Raw genomic sequence first — 16682 nt, forward strand, 5'->3', positions numbered from 1 at the left:
TCTATTCAGACAATTGATGGCTTGACGAAGTTGAGAGGGGTTATCAAAATCCCTGCTTCGTAAATTTGACGGACACATTATGCAAGCATTGCTGGAACACTTTATTCTCCAGTCCGCCCTGTACTCTCTGATCGCCGTACTTCTGGTGGCTTTTTTGGAGTCGCTGGCGCTGGTTGGCCTGATTCTACCCGGGACCGTGATGATGGCGGGGCTGGGTGCGCTGATTGGCAGCGGCGAACTGAACTTCTGGCATGCCTGGCTTGCGGGCATTATAGGTTGCTTATTGGGGGACTGGATCTCTTTTTGGCTGGGCTGGCGCTTTAAAAAGCCATTGCACCGTTGGTCGTTCATGAAAAAGAACAAGGCGTTGCTGGATAAAACCGAGCACGCCCTGCATCAGCACAGCATGTTTACTATTCTGGTGGGGCGTTTTGTCGGACCGACGCGTCCGCTGGTGCCGATGGTAGCAGGCATGCTGGATCTGCCTGTCGCTAAATTTATCGTCCCGAATATTATCGGCTGCGTGCTGTGGCCACCGTTCTACTTCCTGCCGGGGATCCTGGCGGGAGCGGCAATTGATATTCCTTCTGATATGCAGAGCGGGGATTTCAAATGGTTGCTGCTGGCGACGGCGGTGTTGCTCTGGGTGGGCGGCTGGTTTTGCTGGCGGCTATGGCGCAGTGGCAAAGCGGCTGTCGATCGCTTAACGGCGTATTTCCCCCGCAGCCGTTTGCTGTATCTGGCGCCGTTGACGCTCGGGATCGGCGTGGTCGCTCTGGTGGCGTTACTGCGCCATCCGCTGATGCCGGTGTATATCGATATTCTGCGCAAAGTGGTGGGTTACTGACGATTCCTTTGCCGGATAAGGCGTTCACGCCGTCATCCGGCAACGCATTATGCTTTAATGCCCAATAGCGCCGAGGCGCTAGCGTTGCCGCTTAACAGATCGTCCGTATCGCCCTGCCAGGCGATGCGCCCGTCGGCGACCACAATCGAGCGGGGCGCAATTCGCGCCGCATCTTCTACGCTGTGGGAAACCATCAGTAACGTCAGCTTCTTCTCGCGACAGACTTCGGCCACCAGCGTTAGCATCTCCTGGCGCAGCGCGGGATCAAGTGCAGAGAACGGTTCATCAAGCAGTAAAATAGGTTGTTCCCGCACCAGACAACGCGCCAGCGCCACGCGCTGCCGCTGCCCGCCGGAAAGCTCACTGGGGAGGCGTTCCAGCAGAGGGTCGATCCCCATTTGCTGGGCGATGTGGAGTATTTTCTCCCGCTGCGATGCGTTAAGCTTCAATCCAGGATTCAGGCCCAGGCCGATGTTTTGCTGTACGCTCAGATGGCTGAACAGGTTGTTTTCCTGAAACAGCATAGAAACAGGACGGCGCGAGGGTGGTGTCGTGGTGTGATCTTCACCGTCAATCACCATGTTACCGCTGGCAGGCGTGAGAAAGCCGGCAATCAGATTCAGCAGCGTACTTTTCCCGGCGCCGCTGGGCCCGAGTATCGCTATCTGCTCACCGTGCGCGACCGACAGCGTAAAGCGCATGGGCAGATGGTGATAAAGCCATGTGATATCAATCAGTTTTAACATTTCGACCCGGCAATTTCTCAATAACGGTAAACAGCGTAAAGCACAGGATCAGCAGTAATAACGCCGTAACTGCGCCATCCTGACTGCGATAAGAGCCAATCTGCTGATATAAATAAAACGGCAGGGTGCGGAAATCTTCATTACCAAATAACGCCACTACGCCAAAATCGCCAATCGACAGCACGCAGGCAAACGCCATCGCCTGTGCCAGCGGGCGCTTCAGGGCGCGCAGTTCAACCACTTTCAGGCGCGACCATCCCTCAATGCCCAACGACTGGCACAACATACTATAGCGCGCAGTGACGTCACGCATTGGGTTTTCCAGCACCTTCAATGCATAAGGGATCGCCATCAGCGCATTGGTAAAAATGACAATGCCGTCGGCAGATTCGGGAAGCCCAATAGTGTTATTGAGTAGCAGAAAGAAGCCGGTTGCCAGCACGATACCCGGCATGGCGAGGATCATCATGCCGCTCAGTTCCAGCATCTGACCTGCCAGCACCTGCTGTCGTGCACGAAGTTCACGACTGCTCCATAACAGCATCATGGTGAGTATGACGCATAACGCTCCTGCTGCTAATGCAATGCGCAGCGAGGTTCCCAGCGCCTGCCATAGCACTGGCTGCATCAGTACATCCAGAATATGGCGGTTTAAGCCATCGACAATCACCGCCAGCAGCGGCGGCAGCAACAGCAACAGGGCCAGAATAATCAGGATTGCGTCAGTTAGTCGGCTGTGCAGGCGATCGTCAGGATCGCGCCAGCCTTGTACCAGGGTAGCACCGGGAGCAATTGCGCGGCTCAGACGTTGACTGAGGAGCACCAGCGCCAAACAACAAACCATCTGGATCAACGCCAGCATGGCTGCGCGGGCAGGATCGTAATCAAAATTCAGCGCCTGATAGATAGCCAGCTCGATGGTCGTGGCCTGTGGCCCGCCGCCTAGCGACAGAACGGTGGCGAAGCTGGCGAAGCACAGCATAAAGATGAGTGCTGCGACGGGCAGGATCTGACGACGCAGCCACGGCCATTCAACAAAACGGAAGAAATGCCAGCCACGCATACCCAACTGAGCGGCTAACTGCCTCTGTTCGCCGGGAATACTCTCCAGCGATTGTAACAGCAGGCGGCTGGCCATCGGCAGATTGAAAAAGACATGCGCCAGCAGAATGCCCTGTAAACCGTATGGCGAAAACGTCCACTCCAGCCCGAATGTATGCCAGAGTGAGGCCAGCCATCCCTGGCGACCGTAGACGCTAAGAATACCGAATACCGCGACCAGCACCGGCAGGATTAACGTCATTGCGCACAGACGCAGCAGCGCCAGACGTCCTGGAAAACGGCGACGATAGAGCGCTCTGGCAAGGAAAATTGCCGGGACAACCGACAGCACAGCGGATAGAAAAGCCTGCCAGAAAGAAAAGCGCACCACGTGCCACAGGTAGTCATCTTGCCACAGCGAGAACCACTCTCCCTGCGGGGCGTTAAACCACAGTGCCAGAAACGCGGCCAGGGCAACGGCCACCATCAGCGTGGCGGCGGTAAGCCCTGGAACCAGCCAGCCGGGGATTAACGGCTGACGGCGCGTTGCCATTCGCTAATCCATGCCTGACGTTGAGCCGCAACCTGCTGCGGCGTAAATTCCAGCGCGGTGGTCGGTTTATTCAGTTGCTCGAATCCTGACGGCAGGGCGACTTGCGTCACGGGATACATCCAGTTGCCGGTCGGAATCGCATTCTGGAATGCAGGAGACACCATGAACTTCAGGAATTTCTCGGCCAGTTCCGGCTGCTTGCTGGCCGCGGTACGGGCGGCGACTTCCACCTGCAAATAGTGGCCTTCGCTAAAATTAGCGGCGGCGTAGTTGTCTTTTTTCTCGGCGATGATGTGATAGGCCGGAGAGGTGGTGTAGCTGAGCACCAGATCGCTTTCACCTTTCAGGAACAGGCCGTAGGCTTCGCTCCAGCCCTTGGTGACGGTGACGGTTTTGGCTGCCAGTTTCTGCCACGCCTCTGGCGCTTTATCACCATAGACTTTCTGCATCCATAGCAGCAGACCCAGACCTGGCGTGCTGGTGCGCGGATCCTGATAAATGACGCGCCATTTTTGGTCGCTCTCTACCAGTTCTTTCAGGCTTTTGGGCGGATTCTTCAGCTTATTCTTATCATAAACGAAGGCGAAATAACCGTAGTCAAACGGCACGAAGGTATCGTTTTTCCAGCCGCCGGGTACGTTAACGGTGTCGTTGGCTACACCACTTTTGGCAAACAGTTTGGTTTGTGTGGCGGCTTCCAGAAGGTTGTTATCCAGACCCAGCACGACGTCGGCTTTGCTGTTTTTTCCTTCCATGCGCAGGCGGTTAAGCAGCGAGACGCCATCTTCCAGCGCGACCAGTTTCAGCTCGCAATTGCAGTCAGCTTCAAAAGCTTTTTTGATTGTTGGGCCCGGGCCCCAGTCAGCTGCGAACGAGTCGTAGGTATAGACGGTCAGTACAGGTTTGGCGAAGACAGGCGCTGCGCACAGCAGTAAAAGCGGAAGACATTTTTTAAACACTTTGCACCTCAAGAGTTGGGTGGCAAAGGACTTGAGATAAGCCTCAAATCCCTTCGCCGGCATTATCCGGATCAGGTTCGACGGGTATCTCTCAGCCCATACGCAGATCGAATGATTCTGTGTATGTTTTTATTTAGCACCCCGTTGAGAACGGCGTTAGTGTAATGATTTTGTTGCTTAGCAGCAATTAAGGATCCGGCGGAGCAAACCACGCCGATTTAAAATCAAACCAGCCGAGGGTATTCATGCGCAGCCCGCGCATACTGCGCTGTCCCTGAATGATCAGCCAGTGGTGGATTAATGGCACAATGGCCTTTGTGGCGAGCAGCTGTTGGCACCATGCTGCCAGGCTCATTTCGCCCGTTCGCCAGCGAGCCGCATCGTTTTCCCAGTCCCGCGAGATACAGTTTTGCAGCAACGGGACTTCGCACAAATGGGCGAACAGTGAGAAGTCGAGCGGTAGGGTAAAGTTGGCGCTGTTGAGCCAGATATCACTGACGATTTCACCTGCATGCCATTGATCGTAGTCGATCTCCTGAATATTCAACTGCACCTGATGCGCAGCCAGCAATGTCTTCATGATCTGCGCGATAATCCGGTGTTCGATGTGATCGCGATAGTAAGTGATAGTCAGCGTTTCCAGCCCGGCGGGTTTTTCACCATGGCCGGGTTTTGCGTGATGCCAGCGGGGGAGTAAACCATACGCGGGAAACCACAGTCGCTGGTACTGTTCGTCGGCGTGGCAGATTAAGTTCGTTGGCGAGAGAATGCGGCTTACCCATTCGCGGACCTCCTGGTTAGCTCCACGGTGGCTACGCGCATCAAACAGCAGGTAGTAGCAACCTTCTTCGAGGCGGCTTTCGATCGCCTTTTCATCCTCTGTGGGACCTTTTAGCGTCAACCCGCCGCCAGGTTCTTCTCCGATGTCGGGTAATACCCAAACGTTAACTTCGTCGATCAGGGCCCGGTAGCCAAAGTAATCATCAAATGCATGAATTTTCAGTTGGTTATTGGTGTTTCGTATTACCGCATACGGACCGGTACCAATCGGGTGACTGGAGAAGTTGTTTAGCGTTTCCCATTCTCGCGGCAGGATCATGGCGGGGACCTGCCCCAATAGCCAGGGAAGCCAGCGGTCTGGCTGGGCCAGATGGATATCCAGCGTCCAGGCCGTGGGAGAGACGATCTGCGTGATGTGTGAGTACAGCGGCAGGCTGTTAATGCGCATCAGTGAGGCGATAACATCTGCCATTTCCAGTTCGCGGCCATGATGAAAATGGATCCCCGGACGCAGGAAGAATCGCCAGTGTAAAGGTGAAATTTGCTGCCAGTGATGGGCAATGTCTGCTTCCAGTTCCCCATTTTCCTCATTTACCCGAATTAAGGCGCTGAAGATTTGCCGGGCGATATGGGTTTCGGAGCGGCGTAATGCCGTGCCGGGGAGCAGGTTGTGCATGGGGCGATAATAGAGAACGCGCATGATATGCCGACCCTGGCGAAAGCTGCGACCCAGATGGGAGACCAGCATTTGCCGTACGGCCGTTTTATCACCGACCAGTTGCACCAGTTGATCGATGCGATCCTGTTCCAGTAGGTCTTCCGCGCGCTGCTGCTGGAGCGCCAGCCCGGTATAGAGGAATGTCAGTCGCGAACGTTTACCTCGTCCAACTTCAGCTTCCCACGTTAACCAGCCGCGATCTTGCATGGTATTAAGCAGCGTACGCATATGGCGGCGCGAGCAGCTCAGCAGATCCGCCAGCTCGTTGAGCGTCGTGTCTTGCGTTTTGCCGTCACAGCATTGCCACAGACGGATGAACTGTTGTTGCAAACGACCAGAAGACATAAAAGGGGAACTCCTGCGGAAAACTCAGCAATTTTATAATCCCTATATTAAGCCAATAATAGATTCCGATGAAGCGATGAGACAACGAAGGGGTCATCTATGCGTCAGTTCTGGTTGAAGTACTTTACCACGACGGAAAAATCGTCCTGGTTGGCTTGCCTGAGCGCACCGCAGCGCTTAAAGATGCTCGAAGAGCTGATGCAGTGGGAGATGACATCTGACTCCTGAATTGGAAATTGCAGACATCATGTGTGACTGAGTATTGGTGCAGGCTGTATCCTGCCATTATATCTGAGCATCGCTGGTGGCTATTTTTTCACATGGCAAGGCGCGAACAGTGAAATTTGGTGAACCAAATAAGGTGTGAGCAACACAGCTATGTGAAAAAATGGCCCCAGCCCTCCGGGACGCGTGTAAAAAACGCATACTCTGCGTTGTCAGGCTTGGGAATAGATTTCTATACCCAGTGCCCTCCGCCTGGATTATGCGTTTTTTACCCAGCGTCGATGCCAGATATAATGGCAGGATACAGCCTCGTTCACCCGCCAGCAGGTATTATCTGCTGGCTTTTTTCGTTTCAGCTGCGCTTAAAAGGAAAGATATGCTCTGGATTATGACCATGGGACGGCGCCTCAACGGCGTTTACGCGGCATTTATGCTGGTCGCTTTTATGATGGGCGTGGCGGGGGCATTGCAGGCACCCACTCTGAGTCTGTTCCTGAGCCGTGAAGTCGGGGCGCAGCCATTTTGGGTCGGGCTGTTTTACACCGTCAATGCGATTGTCGGGATCGTCGTCAGCCTTGGCCTGGCGAAACGATCCGACAGCCAGGGCGATCGGCGTAAGTTGATCATGTTCTGCTGTCTGATGGCAATTGGCAATGCGCTGCTGTTTGCCTTTAATCGCCACTATCTCACGCTGATCACCTGCGGTGTGCTGCTGGCCTCGCTGGCGAACACCGCCATGCCGCAGCTGTTTGCGCTGGCGCGAGAATATGCTGATAACTCCGCGCGTGAAGTGGTGATGTTTAGCTCGGTGATGCGTGCGCAGCTTTCGCTGGCCTGGGTGATAGGACCGCCACTGGCATTCATGCTGGCGCTGAATTACGGCTTTACGGCGATGTTTTCCATTGCCGCAGGGATTTTTGCCATTAGCCTGGTGCTGATTGCGCTGATACTGCCGTCTGTCGCGCGGGTGGAGCAGCCTGTAGACGTGCCGCTGGAACAGACTGGCGGTTGGCAGGACAAAAATGTGCGTATGTTGTTTATTGCCTCCACGCTGATGTGGACCTGCAACACCATGTACATCATTGATATGCCACTGTGGATAAGTCTTGAACTGGGCTTGCCGGACAAGCTGGCCGGGATCCTGATGGGGACGGCGGCTGGGCTGGAAATTCCGGCGATGATTCTGGCAGGTTATTACGTGAAGCGCTTTGGTAAACGGCGAATGATGATCGCGGCCGTAGCGGCAGGTGTGCTGTTTTATATTGGTTTGATCTTCTTTCACAGCCGTACGGCGCTGCTGGTGCTGCAACTGTTTAACGCGGTATTTATCGGTATTATCGCCGGGATAGGCATGCTGTGGTTTCAGGATCTGATGCCCGGACGTGCGGGGTCAGCGACCACATTATTTACCAACAGTATTTCAACGGGAGTCATTCTGGCAGGGGTGATTCAGGGGGCAGTTGCGCAAAGCTATGGTCACTATGCCGTCTATTGGGTGATTGCGGTGATTTCGGTGGTTACGCTGTGGATGACCGGGCGGGTGAAGGACGTTTAGTCCGGCGCAGTCCAGGCGTCGCAGTGCCCGGACTGGCGATATTTTGCATTAGTTTTTGTCGTTTTTGTCGGCCGGATAAGGCGTTTACGCCGCCATCAGGCAACCTGTCCCTACGGCCTGAACGCGTTACGCTTATCAGGCCTATCCCTCTTTTTTTATCTTGCACGTAAATGTAACGTTGATCACATAACGATCATTTTCCTCTTCCTGGATCTTCTTTTTTCTACTGTTACGCGTATACAGTTACGCGTAACAGTTATCAAAAAAGGAGTTTTTATGAAAAACCTATTCGATCTTAGCGGCAAACGTGCGCTGATTACCGGCTCCGCGCAGGGGATCGGTAACCTGCTGGCCAGCGGTCTGGCGGCGCACGGTGCTGAGATTGTTATTAACGACATTACCCAGCAGCGGGCGCAGGCGGCGGCGGACAAACTGGTGGCCGAAGGCTATCGCGCTGTTGGCTATGGATTTGATGTTACCAACGGGGAAGAGGTGGCGTGCGCCATCGCGCAAATTGAAAAGGAAGTTGGGGCCATTGATATTTTAATTAACAACGCCGGAATTCAGCGTCGTTATCCCTTCACCGAATTCCCGGAGGCTGAATGGGACAAAGTGATTGATGTAAACCAGAAATCGGTCTTTCTGGTATCGCAGCAGGTTTCCCGCTACATGGTGCAACGCCGCCGCGGGAAGATTATTAATATCTGCTCAATGCAAAGCGAATTAGGACGTAAAACCATTACCCCCTACGCGGCGTCAAAAGGCGCGGTCAAAATGTTAACCCGTGGCATGTGCGTGGAACTGGCGGAATACAATATTCAGGTCAACGGCATTGCTCCCGGCTATTTCGCCACCGACATGACCACCGCGCTGGTCAACGATGAAGCATTCTCCGCCTGGCTGTTCCAGCGCACGCCCGCCGCTCGCTGGGGTAACCCGGAAGAGTTGATCGGCGCGGCGGTTTATCTCGCTGCGCCCGCCTCTGACTTTGTGAATGGACATCTTCTGTTTGTGGACGGCGGCATGCTCGCCGCGGTTTGATCGCTAACGAGGCCGCGGGAAGCGACCTCATCCTTTAATGATAATCCGAGGAGTGAGTATGAATATGCTCGCAAAACTGCCGGCGCGCCGCTGGTGGTATTTAATGCCGATTATTTTTATTACCTACAGCTTAGCCTACCTTGATCGCGCGAATTACGGCTTTGCCGCTGCCGCTGGTATCGAACACGATTTAGGGATTACTCAGGGAACTGCATCGTTAATTGGCGCGTTGTTCTTCCTGGGCTACTTCTTCTTCCAGGTGCCGGGCGCGATGTACGCCGTCAAGCATAGCGTGCGCAAAATGATTTTCTACAGCCTGATCCTCTGGGGGCTTTGTGCCGCGGCGACCGGCTTTGTCAGCAATATCCCGATGCTGATGGCGATCCGCTTTATTCTCGGCATCGTCGAAGCGGCGGTGATGCCCGCGATGCTGATTTATATCAGCAACTGGTTTACCAAAACTGAACGCTCGCGCGCCAACACCTTTTTAATTCTCGGTAACCCGGTCACAGTGCTGTGGATGTCGATTGTCTCTGGCTACCTGATTGAAGCCTGGGGCTGGCGCGAAATGTTTATTTTCGAAGGCATTCCAGCGGTGATCTGGGCTTTCTGCTGGGTGATTCTGGTGCGCGATAAACCGGCGGATGCGGGTTGGTTGAGCGAGCAGGAGAAACAGGCGTTACAGCAGGCGATGGACCGCGAGCAGCGGGACATCAAACCGATGCGCAACTACGGTGAAGCGATGCGTTCACGCAGCGTCATTATGCTTTGCGCGGTGCATGCGCTGTGGAGCATCGGGGTGTATGGCTTCATGATGTGGATGCCGTCGATTCTGAAAAACGCGGCGCAGATGGATATTGTGGCGGTGGGCTGGCTGGCGGCAGTGCCGTATCTGGCGGCGATCTGCCTGATGCTGACGGTTTCCTGGCTATCCGATAAATACCAGAACCGTAAGCTGTTTATCTGGCCGCTGCTGCTGATTGCCGCCATCGCTTTCTTTGCCTCGTGGCTGTTGGGCAACCAGTCCTTCTGGCTCTCCTATGCGCTGCTGGTCGTGGCCGCCGCCTGTATGTATGCGCCTTACGGACCGTTCTTTGCGCTGATCCCCGAACTGCTGCCGCGCAACGTCTCCGGCGTGTCGATGGGAATGATCAACAGTTTTGGCGCGTTAGGGGCATTCCTCGGCGCGTGGCTGGTGGGTTACCTCAACGGCGTGACCGGCGGGCCGGGCGTCTCCTACACCTTCATGGCGATTGCTCTGCTGTCATCGGTGGTGCTGATGTACTGCGTTCGTGCGCAAAATGAAACCACGTCGCCGTCGGCTGAGGTGGTAACGCGTTAAGGTTGAGCGAGGAGTGCAGTCGCTAACCGGCTGTGATAAGGTTCTCTGCGAGCATAATGGGATGTTGGTCGTAGAGAACCTCATGAAAAACAATCGGATGACATTACAGGATATCGCTAATCTGGCCGGTCTGAATAAGATGACGGTCAGCCGTTATCTGCGTGACCCGAATCAGGTGTCGCAACGCAGCCGTGAATTGATTTCGAAAGTGATGGAAGAGAACAACTACATTCCTAACCGCGCGCCGGAAATATTGCTCAATGCGCGCAGTAAAACCATCGGCGTGTTGATCCCTTCTTTTCGTAACCAGATTTTTGCCGACGTGCTGGCGGGAATTGAATCCGTCACCTCGGCTTGCCAGTACCAGACGTTGATCGCCAACTACGAATATGACGCCGAGCGTGAAGAACGCGAGGTGCTGAATCTGCTCTCTTACAATATCGACGGCCTGATCCTCACGGGAAAGCTGCATACCGAGCGGATGATCCAGTACGTGCGCGCCAGCGGCGTACCGGTGGCGGAACTGATGGATATTAGCGGCCAGTATCTTGATATTCAGGTTGGGTTTGATAACGAAAAAGCCGCGTTTGAAATGACGCAGGCTTTTATCGACAGCGGCAAACGCAGCATTGCTTTCTTTGGCTCGATGGACGACCCCCGCGACCTTAGCCGTTTTCGCGGTACCGGGAAAGCGCTGGCAGCGCAGGGGCTGGAAGCGTACCACCTTGCGCCAAAAACGATTTCGTCGGTGGCGCTGGGCCGCAAGATGTTTCAGCAGGCGATGGCGGAAAAGCCGGATATTGACGCTATTTTCTGTACCAACGATGACCTGGCGGTTGGCGTGCTGCTGGAGTGTCAGGCACAGCGGTACGACGTGCCGGGAAAAATGGCGATTGCCGGTTTCCACGGGCTGGAAATTGGCCGTGCGCGGCTGCAAAAAATCGCCAGCGTGATTACACCACGCTTTGAGATTGGCAAAACGGCGGCGGACATTCTGATTAAGCGTTTGAACGGGAAAGATGCGCCGGGCAGCGTTAATCTTGGCTACCAAATCTATTACGGCGATACGTTGTAGGCGAAGAGTAGAGGCTGGCCACCGTGCGGTGACCAGCGGGAGAGATTACTGCATAAACGCTGGCTGCTTGTCTTCGTACTCGGTGATGGCCGCTTCATGCTGCAGCGTCAGCCCGATGCTGTCCAGACCGTTCAGCATGCAGTGGCGGCGGAAGGCGTCGATTTTAAAGCTGTAGGACTTATCGCCTGCTTTCACCACCTGCGCTTCCAGATCAACTTCAAATTTAATGCCCGGATTGGCTTTCACCAGGGTAAACATTTCATCTACTTGCGCGTCGCTCAGAGTCACCGGCAGCAGTTGGTTATTGAAACTGTTACCGTAGAAGATGTCGGCGAAGCTTGGGGCAATCACCACTTTAAAACCGTAATCGGTCAACGCCCACGGCGCATGTTCGCGTGACGAACCGCAGCCGAAGTTTTCGCGCGCCAGCAGAATTGATGCCCCTTTATATTCCGGGAAGTTCAAAACGAACTCAGGATTTGGCTGTTGCCCTTTTTCGTCCAGAAAACGCCAGTCGTTGAACAGATGAGCGCCAAAACCGGTGCGCGTAACCTTCTGCAAAAACTGTTTGGGAATGATTGCGTCGGTATCAACGTTGGCGGCATCCAGTGGGACAACCAGGCCGGTATGCTGGGTAAATTTCTCTGCCATGGTAGTTTCCTTATTTGATGCTGCGAATGTCGGCAAAATGACCGTTAACGGCGGCAGCGGCGGCCATGGCCGGGCTGACTAAATGCGTGCGGCCACCGCGGCCCTGACGGCCTTCAAAATTACGGTTGCTGGTGGAGGCGCAGCGCTCGCCCGGATTCAGGCGGTCATTGTTCATGGCCAGACACATGGAACAGCCTGGTAAACGCCATTCGAATCCTGCTTCGATAAAGATCTTGTCCAGACCTTCTGCTTCCGCCTGCGCTTTCACCGGACCAGAGCCCGGCACCACCAGTGCCTGTACGCCTGGCGCAACTTTACGTCCTTTGGCGATTTCTGCCGCAGCGCGTAAATCTTCAATACGCGAGTTGGTGCAGGAACCGATAAATACCTTATCGATAGCGACTTCTGTTAACGGAATACCCGGTTTTAATCCCATGTAAGCCAACGCTTTCTCAGCCGATGCGCGTTCTACCGGATCGGCAAATGACGCCGGGTCGGGAATAATATCGTTCACCGAAATGACCTGACCCGGATTCGTTCCCCAGGTGACCTGTGGCGCGATCTCTTCTGCCTGAAGGGTGACGACGGTATCAAAGGTGGCGTTGTCGTCGGTTTTCAGCGTTTTCCAGTACTCAACTGCGTGGGTAAAATCTTCGCCCTTCGGTGCGTGTAAACGCCCTTGCACATAGTTAAAGGTGGTTTCATCCGGTGCGACCAGGCCCGCTTTGGCACCCATTTCAATGGCCATATTGCACAGGGTCATGCGGCCTTCCATGCTCAGCGCGCGGATGGCTTCACCACAAAACTCAACTACGTGTCCGGTACCGCCTGCACTACCGGTTTTACCGATAATCGCCAGCACAATATCTTTGGCGGTAATGCCAGGGGCTGCTTTACCGTTGACTTCAATCTTCATGGTTTTGGCGCGCCCCTGTTTCAGGGTCTGCGTCGCCAGAACGTGTTCAACTTCAGAGGTGCCAATACCAAACGCCAGCGCGCCGAACGCGCCGTGTGTAGCGGTGTGGGAATCGCCGCAGACGATGGTCATACCCGGCAACGTCACGCCTTGTTCTGGCCCCATCACGTGAACGATACCCTGATACGGATGGTTCAGGTCATACAGCTCGACACCAAATTCGTTACAGTTCTTAATCAGCTCCTGCATCTGGATGCGTGCCATCTCACCCGACGCGTTGATGTCTTTGGTCTGGGTAGAGACGTTGTGATCCATGGTGGCAAAGGTTTTACCCGGCTGGCGTACCTGACGGCCATGCGCGCGCAGGCCGTCAAACGCTTGCGGAGAGGTCACTTCATGCACCAGATGTCTGTCGATGTACAACAGCGGGGTTTCGTTTTGCGCTTCAAAGACGACGTGCGCATCAAACAATTTTTCGTATAACGTTTTGGCCATGATTACACCCCTTCTGCGACGTAACGGGCAATGATGTCGCCCATTTCATCGGTACCGACTGCGGCAGCGCCACGGGCTAAGTCACCGGTGCGGATGCCTTCTTCTAATGCGCGGTTGATGGCGCTCTCAATTGCGGTTGCCGCATCATTGGCATCCAGGCTGTAGCGCAGCAGCAGCGCCAGCGACAGGATCTGGGCGATAGGGTTGGCAATGTTTTTCCCGGCGATGTCCGGAGCGGAGCCGCCAGCAGGCTCGTACAAACCGAAGCCCTGATCATTCAGGCTGGCGGACGGTAACATGCCCATAGAACCGGTGATCATGGCGCACTCGTCAGACAGAATGTCGCCAAACAGGTTAGAGCACAGCAACACGTCGAACTGGGAAGGATCTTTGATCAATTGCATCGTCGCGTTGTCGATGTACATATGCGCCAGTTCAACATCCGGATATTCATTCGCAATTTCATTGACGATTTCGCGCCACAGAATCGATGTTTGCAGCACGTTGGCTTTATCTATCGACGTGACTTTACGGCGACGCTGGCGAGCGGATTCAAACGCGATACGCGCAATACGTTCGATCTCGAAACGGTGATAAACCTCAGTATCAAAGGCTTTTTCATGTTGTCCGCTGCCTTCGCGGCCTTTTGGTTGACCGAAGTAAATTCCGCCAGTCAGTTCGCGTACGCACAGGATGTCAAAACCGTTCGCGGCAATATCTGCGCGCAGAGGGCAAAACGCTTCCAGACCCTGATAGAGTTTAGCCGGGCGCAGATTGCTGAATAATTTGAAGTGCTTACGCAATGGCAGCAGTGCGCCACGCTCTGGCTGCTGGTTTGGCGGCAGGTTTTCCCATTTCGGACCGCCAACGGAGCCAAACAGAATGGCGTCAGCTTGTTCACAGCCTTCAACCGTTGCAGGCGGCAGCGGCTGACCGTGGTTATCGATAGCGGCACCACCCACGTCGTAGTGGCTGGTGGTAATGCGCATGTTAAAGCGGTTGCGGATTGCGTCCAGTACCTTCAGGGCTTGCGCCATCACTTCCGGGCCAATACCGTCACCCGGCAAAACAGCAATATGATAATTCTTCGACATCACACGGTTTCCTTGTTGTTCTCGTTGTTCTGAGCTTTGCGTTGCAATTCTTTTTCGACTTCTTCGGCGCGCCAGATGTTGTTCAGCACATGAACCATTGCTTTAGCGGAAGATTCGACGATATCTGTCGCCAGACCGACGCCGTGGAAACGACGACCATTATAGTTGGCAACGATATCCACCTGACCCAGCGCATCTTTACCGTGCCCTTTGGCGGTCAGGCTGTATTTCACCAGTTCGACGTTGTACTCAGTTACACGGTTGATTGCCTGATAAATGGCATCGACCGGACCGTTACCGTTCGCCGCTTCGGCTTTGACTTCTTCACCACAGCCCAGCTTGACGGAGGCGGTGGCGATGTCGTTTGAGCCGGACTGCACGCTGAAGTAATCCAGACGGAAATGCTCCGGTTCTTCCTGCTGTTTATTAATGAAGGCCAGCGCTTCCAGGTCGTAATCAAATACCTGACCTTTTTTGTCCGCCAGTTTCAGGAATGCGTCGTACAGGTTGTCCAGGCTGTATTCATTTTCTTTATATCCCATCTCGTCCATACGGTGTTTCACCGCGGCACGTCCGGAACGGGAGGTCAGGTTCAGCTGTACCTGGTTCAGGCCGATGGATTCAGGCGTCATGATTTCGTAGTTTTCACGATTTTTCAGTACACCGTCCTGATGGATGCCGGAAGAGTGGGCAAAGGCGCCGCTACCGACAATGGCTTTGTTAGCCGGAATAGGCATGTTGCAGATTTGGCTGACTAATTGACTGGTGCGCCAGATCTCCTGGTGATTGATGCGGGTCTGTACATTCAGGATATCTTTACGCACCTTGATCGCCATGATCACTTCTTCCAGTGAGCAGTTACCGGCGCGTTCGCCGATACCGTTCATCGCGCCTTCCACCTGACGCGCTCCGGCGTGAACGGCTGCCAGTGCGTTGCCTACGCCCAAACCTAAATCATCATGGGTGTGTACAGAGATGATGGCTTTATCGATATTTGGTACGCGTTCATACAGGCCAGAAATGATTGCCCCAAATTCGAAAGGCATGGTGTAACCGACGGTATCGGGGATGTTAATGGTTTTGGCTCCCGCGTTAATGGCAGCTTCAACCACGCGAGCCAAATCGGCGATAGGGGTACGGCCTGCATCTTCGCAGGAGAACTCCACGTCATCGGTATAATTACGCGCACGCTTAACCATGTAGACCGCGCGCTCAATGACCTCATCCAGCGTACTGCGTAATTTCGTCGCGATGTGCATCGGCGAGGTGGCGATAAACGTATGAATACGGAAAGCCTCAGCGACTTTCAGAGATTCTGCGGCAACGTCGATATCTTTTTCTACGCAGCGAGCTAAGGCACAAACGCGGCTGTTTTTAACCTGACGAGCGATAGTCTGAACTGACTCAAAGTCGCCCGGTGAAGAAACGGGGAAACCCACTTCCATCACGTCAACGCCCATACGCTCAAGGGCCAGCGCAATCTGCAGTTTTTCTTTCACACTCAGGCTTGCCTGTAACGCCTGTTCACCATCGCGTAAGGTGGTATCGAAAATAATGACTTGCTGGCTCATGGTTTAGGTCCTTGGTTTCTTAGGGCGCCTTGCTTCGAGCATAAAAAAACCCGCGCAACGGCGCGGGTTTTTTGTCTTAACTGGAGCTGACTTAATGCTGAATGTCGTCCACCAGTCTACCGCGCAACGAAGATGCGTTTAGTAGTAGTAGACCGTTGAAACGAGCAATGTAAGTCATCAATTAAGCTCCAGGCGAATGCGATATGCTTTTAGTGGTACTGGATATGAAGACTGATGTCAACCCTCACCCCAGCAAATGCCTCGTGAGAGGGGGAAAGTTTCTGCAAAACTTAAGCGAATTGTGCTGAATTTTTCGGGGTACATAAAATTAATCAGTTGATGGTTGTACATAATTTTCATGGTTTGACATATTTGAGCATAGTTATTTGCATTTATTGTAACGGCGAACTGAAGGGAAAGTCGCTCTTGGGATTTCATATCTTAATGATTTATCTGTTTTTATAGTAATTATGAATGGCTATGGGGGGTGTGACACCACAAAATTGATAAATTAATGTTAACTTTTAATGTATTAATAATATAAACATTTAATTAAAACTTAAATACACATTCACGATGCGTATGATTGTATATTCGCCATGCTTATGGTTATATTGTTTTTGAAATTTAAACATATGAATCACCGTGCAGTGACACCAGCCACACTGCGATCGCATTGGTCTTTGTTCATTTAGGTTTGTGCCTTTATGTTTTCCTAATTTTAATGT

General features: G+C 53.6%; 15 protein-coding genes and 1 riboswitch. Of the genes, 6 read left to right on the plus strand and 9 right to left on the minus strand.

The annotated features are described in order from the left end of the window. Nucleotides 1-79 precede the first annotated feature (79 nt). Nucleotides 80-847: a DedA family protein gene (locus tag OGV71_RS04575; RefSeq protein ID WP_003837398.1), complete on the plus strand. Its 768-nt coding sequence runs from the start codon at nt 80-82 to the stop codon at nt 845-847. A gap of 47 nt (nt 848-894) precedes the next feature. Here OGV71_RS04575 and thiQ read toward each other — a convergent pair whose 3' ends face one another. The 4 genes from thiQ to sgrR form a co-directional block, all read right to left on the minus strand. Beyond that, the gene (thiQ, locus tag OGV71_RS04580) at nt 895-1593 is read right to left on the minus strand and encodes a thiamine ABC transporter ATP-binding protein ThiQ (RefSeq protein WP_204584114.1); all 699 of its coding nucleotides are present in this window, start codon (nt 1591-1593) and stop codon (nt 895-897) included. Continuing rightward, nucleotides 1577-3187, minus strand: a complete 1611-nt coding sequence (gene thiP, locus OGV71_RS04585) for a thiamine/thiamine pyrophosphate ABC transporter permease ThiP (protein WP_003018826.1) — start codon at nt 3185-3187, stop codon at nt 1577-1579. Before thiP ends, thiQ begins: the two co-directional genes overlap by 17 nt. Further along, complete coding sequence (thiB, locus tag OGV71_RS04590; RefSeq protein WP_032937529.1) at nt 3163-4146, minus strand: thiamine ABC transporter substrate binding subunit; 984 nt, start codon at nt 4144-4146, stop codon at nt 3163-3165. Before thiB ends, thiP begins: the two co-directional genes overlap by 25 nt. A 30-nt stretch (nt 4147-4176) precedes the next feature. Beyond that, a riboswitch (TPP riboswitch) is annotated at nt 4177-4300 on the minus strand. Nucleotides 4301-4333: 33 nt separating this feature from the next. Further along, a complete protein-coding gene (gene sgrR / locus OGV71_RS04595) occupies nt 4334-5989 on the minus strand; it encodes an HTH-type transcriptional regulator SgrR (RefSeq protein WP_044698994.1) in 1656 nt (551 codons plus the stop codon). A 99-nt stretch (nt 5990-6088) separates the two neighbouring features. Between sgrR and sgrT the strand changes: the two genes are divergently transcribed. From sgrT to idnR, 5 genes are all read left to right on the plus strand, one after another. Next, nucleotides 6089-6217, plus strand: a complete 129-nt coding sequence (sgrT, locus tag OGV71_RS04600; protein ID WP_003018817.1) for a glucose uptake inhibitor SgrT — start codon at nt 6089-6091, stop codon at nt 6215-6217. Between the two features lie 373 nt (nt 6218-6590). Then, nucleotides 6591-7769, plus strand: coding sequence for a sugar efflux transporter (locus tag OGV71_RS04605; protein ID WP_032948516.1), 1179 nt, complete (start codon nt 6591-6593; stop codon nt 7767-7769). 276 nt (nt 7770-8045) lie between these two features. Then, nucleotides 8046-8810 (plus strand): gluconate 5-dehydrogenase, encoded by a 765-nt coding sequence (idnO, locus tag OGV71_RS04610; RefSeq protein ID WP_204584112.1) that lies wholly within the window; start codon nt 8046-8048, stop codon nt 8808-8810. A 58-nt stretch (nt 8811-8868) separates the two neighbouring features. Then, nucleotides 8869-10152 (plus strand): MFS transporter, encoded by a 1284-nt coding sequence (locus OGV71_RS04615; protein WP_032948519.1) that lies wholly within the window; start codon nt 8869-8871, stop codon nt 10150-10152. An 82-nt stretch (nt 10153-10234) separates the two neighbouring features. Then, the gene (idnR, locus tag OGV71_RS04620; RefSeq protein WP_032948520.1) at nt 10235-11227 is read left to right on the plus strand and encodes a DNA-binding transcriptional regulator IdnR; all 993 of its coding nucleotides are present in this window, start codon (nt 10235-10237) and stop codon (nt 11225-11227) included. A 45-nt stretch (nt 11228-11272) separates the two neighbouring features. Here the strand turns inward: idnR and leuD are convergent, their stop codons facing one another. The 5 genes from leuD to leuL all read right to left on the minus strand — a co-directional run bounded on the left by leuD (nt 11273) and on the right by leuL (nt 16132). Further along, entirely contained in the window at nt 11273-11878 is a 606-nt protein-coding gene (gene leuD, locus OGV71_RS04625) for a 3-isopropylmalate dehydratase small subunit (RefSeq protein WP_204584110.1), read from the minus strand. A 10-nt stretch (nt 11879-11888) separates the two neighbouring features. After that, nucleotides 11889-13289 carry a 3-isopropylmalate dehydratase large subunit gene (gene leuC, locus OGV71_RS04630; protein ID WP_257651236.1) on the minus strand — a complete coding sequence of 467 codons (1401 nt, stop codon included), beginning with the start codon at nt 13287-13289 and terminating at the stop codon, nt 11889-11891. Nucleotides 13290-13291: 2 nt separating this feature from the next. Then, entirely contained in the window at nt 13292-14383 is a 1092-nt protein-coding gene (gene leuB, locus OGV71_RS04635; protein WP_003845728.1) for a 3-isopropylmalate dehydrogenase, read from the minus strand. Beyond that, complete coding sequence (leuA, locus tag OGV71_RS04640; RefSeq protein ID WP_003018802.1) at nt 14383-15954, minus strand: 2-isopropylmalate synthase; 1572 nt, start codon at nt 15952-15954, stop codon at nt 14383-14385. Before leuA ends, leuB begins: the two co-directional genes overlap by 1 nt. 91 nt (nt 15955-16045) lie before the next feature. After that, on the minus strand, nt 16046-16132 hold the full coding sequence (gene leuL, locus OGV71_RS04645; RefSeq protein WP_048998978.1) for a leu operon leader peptide: 87 nt from the start codon (nt 16130-16132) through the stop codon (nt 16046-16048). Between the last annotated feature and the right edge of the window lie 550 nt (nt 16133-16682).

The organism is Citrobacter sp. Cf088, assembly GCF_030334295.1.
In the GTDB taxonomy this organism is placed as follows: Bacteria; Pseudomonadota; Gammaproteobacteria; order Enterobacterales; family Enterobacteriaceae; genus Citrobacter; species Citrobacter freundii.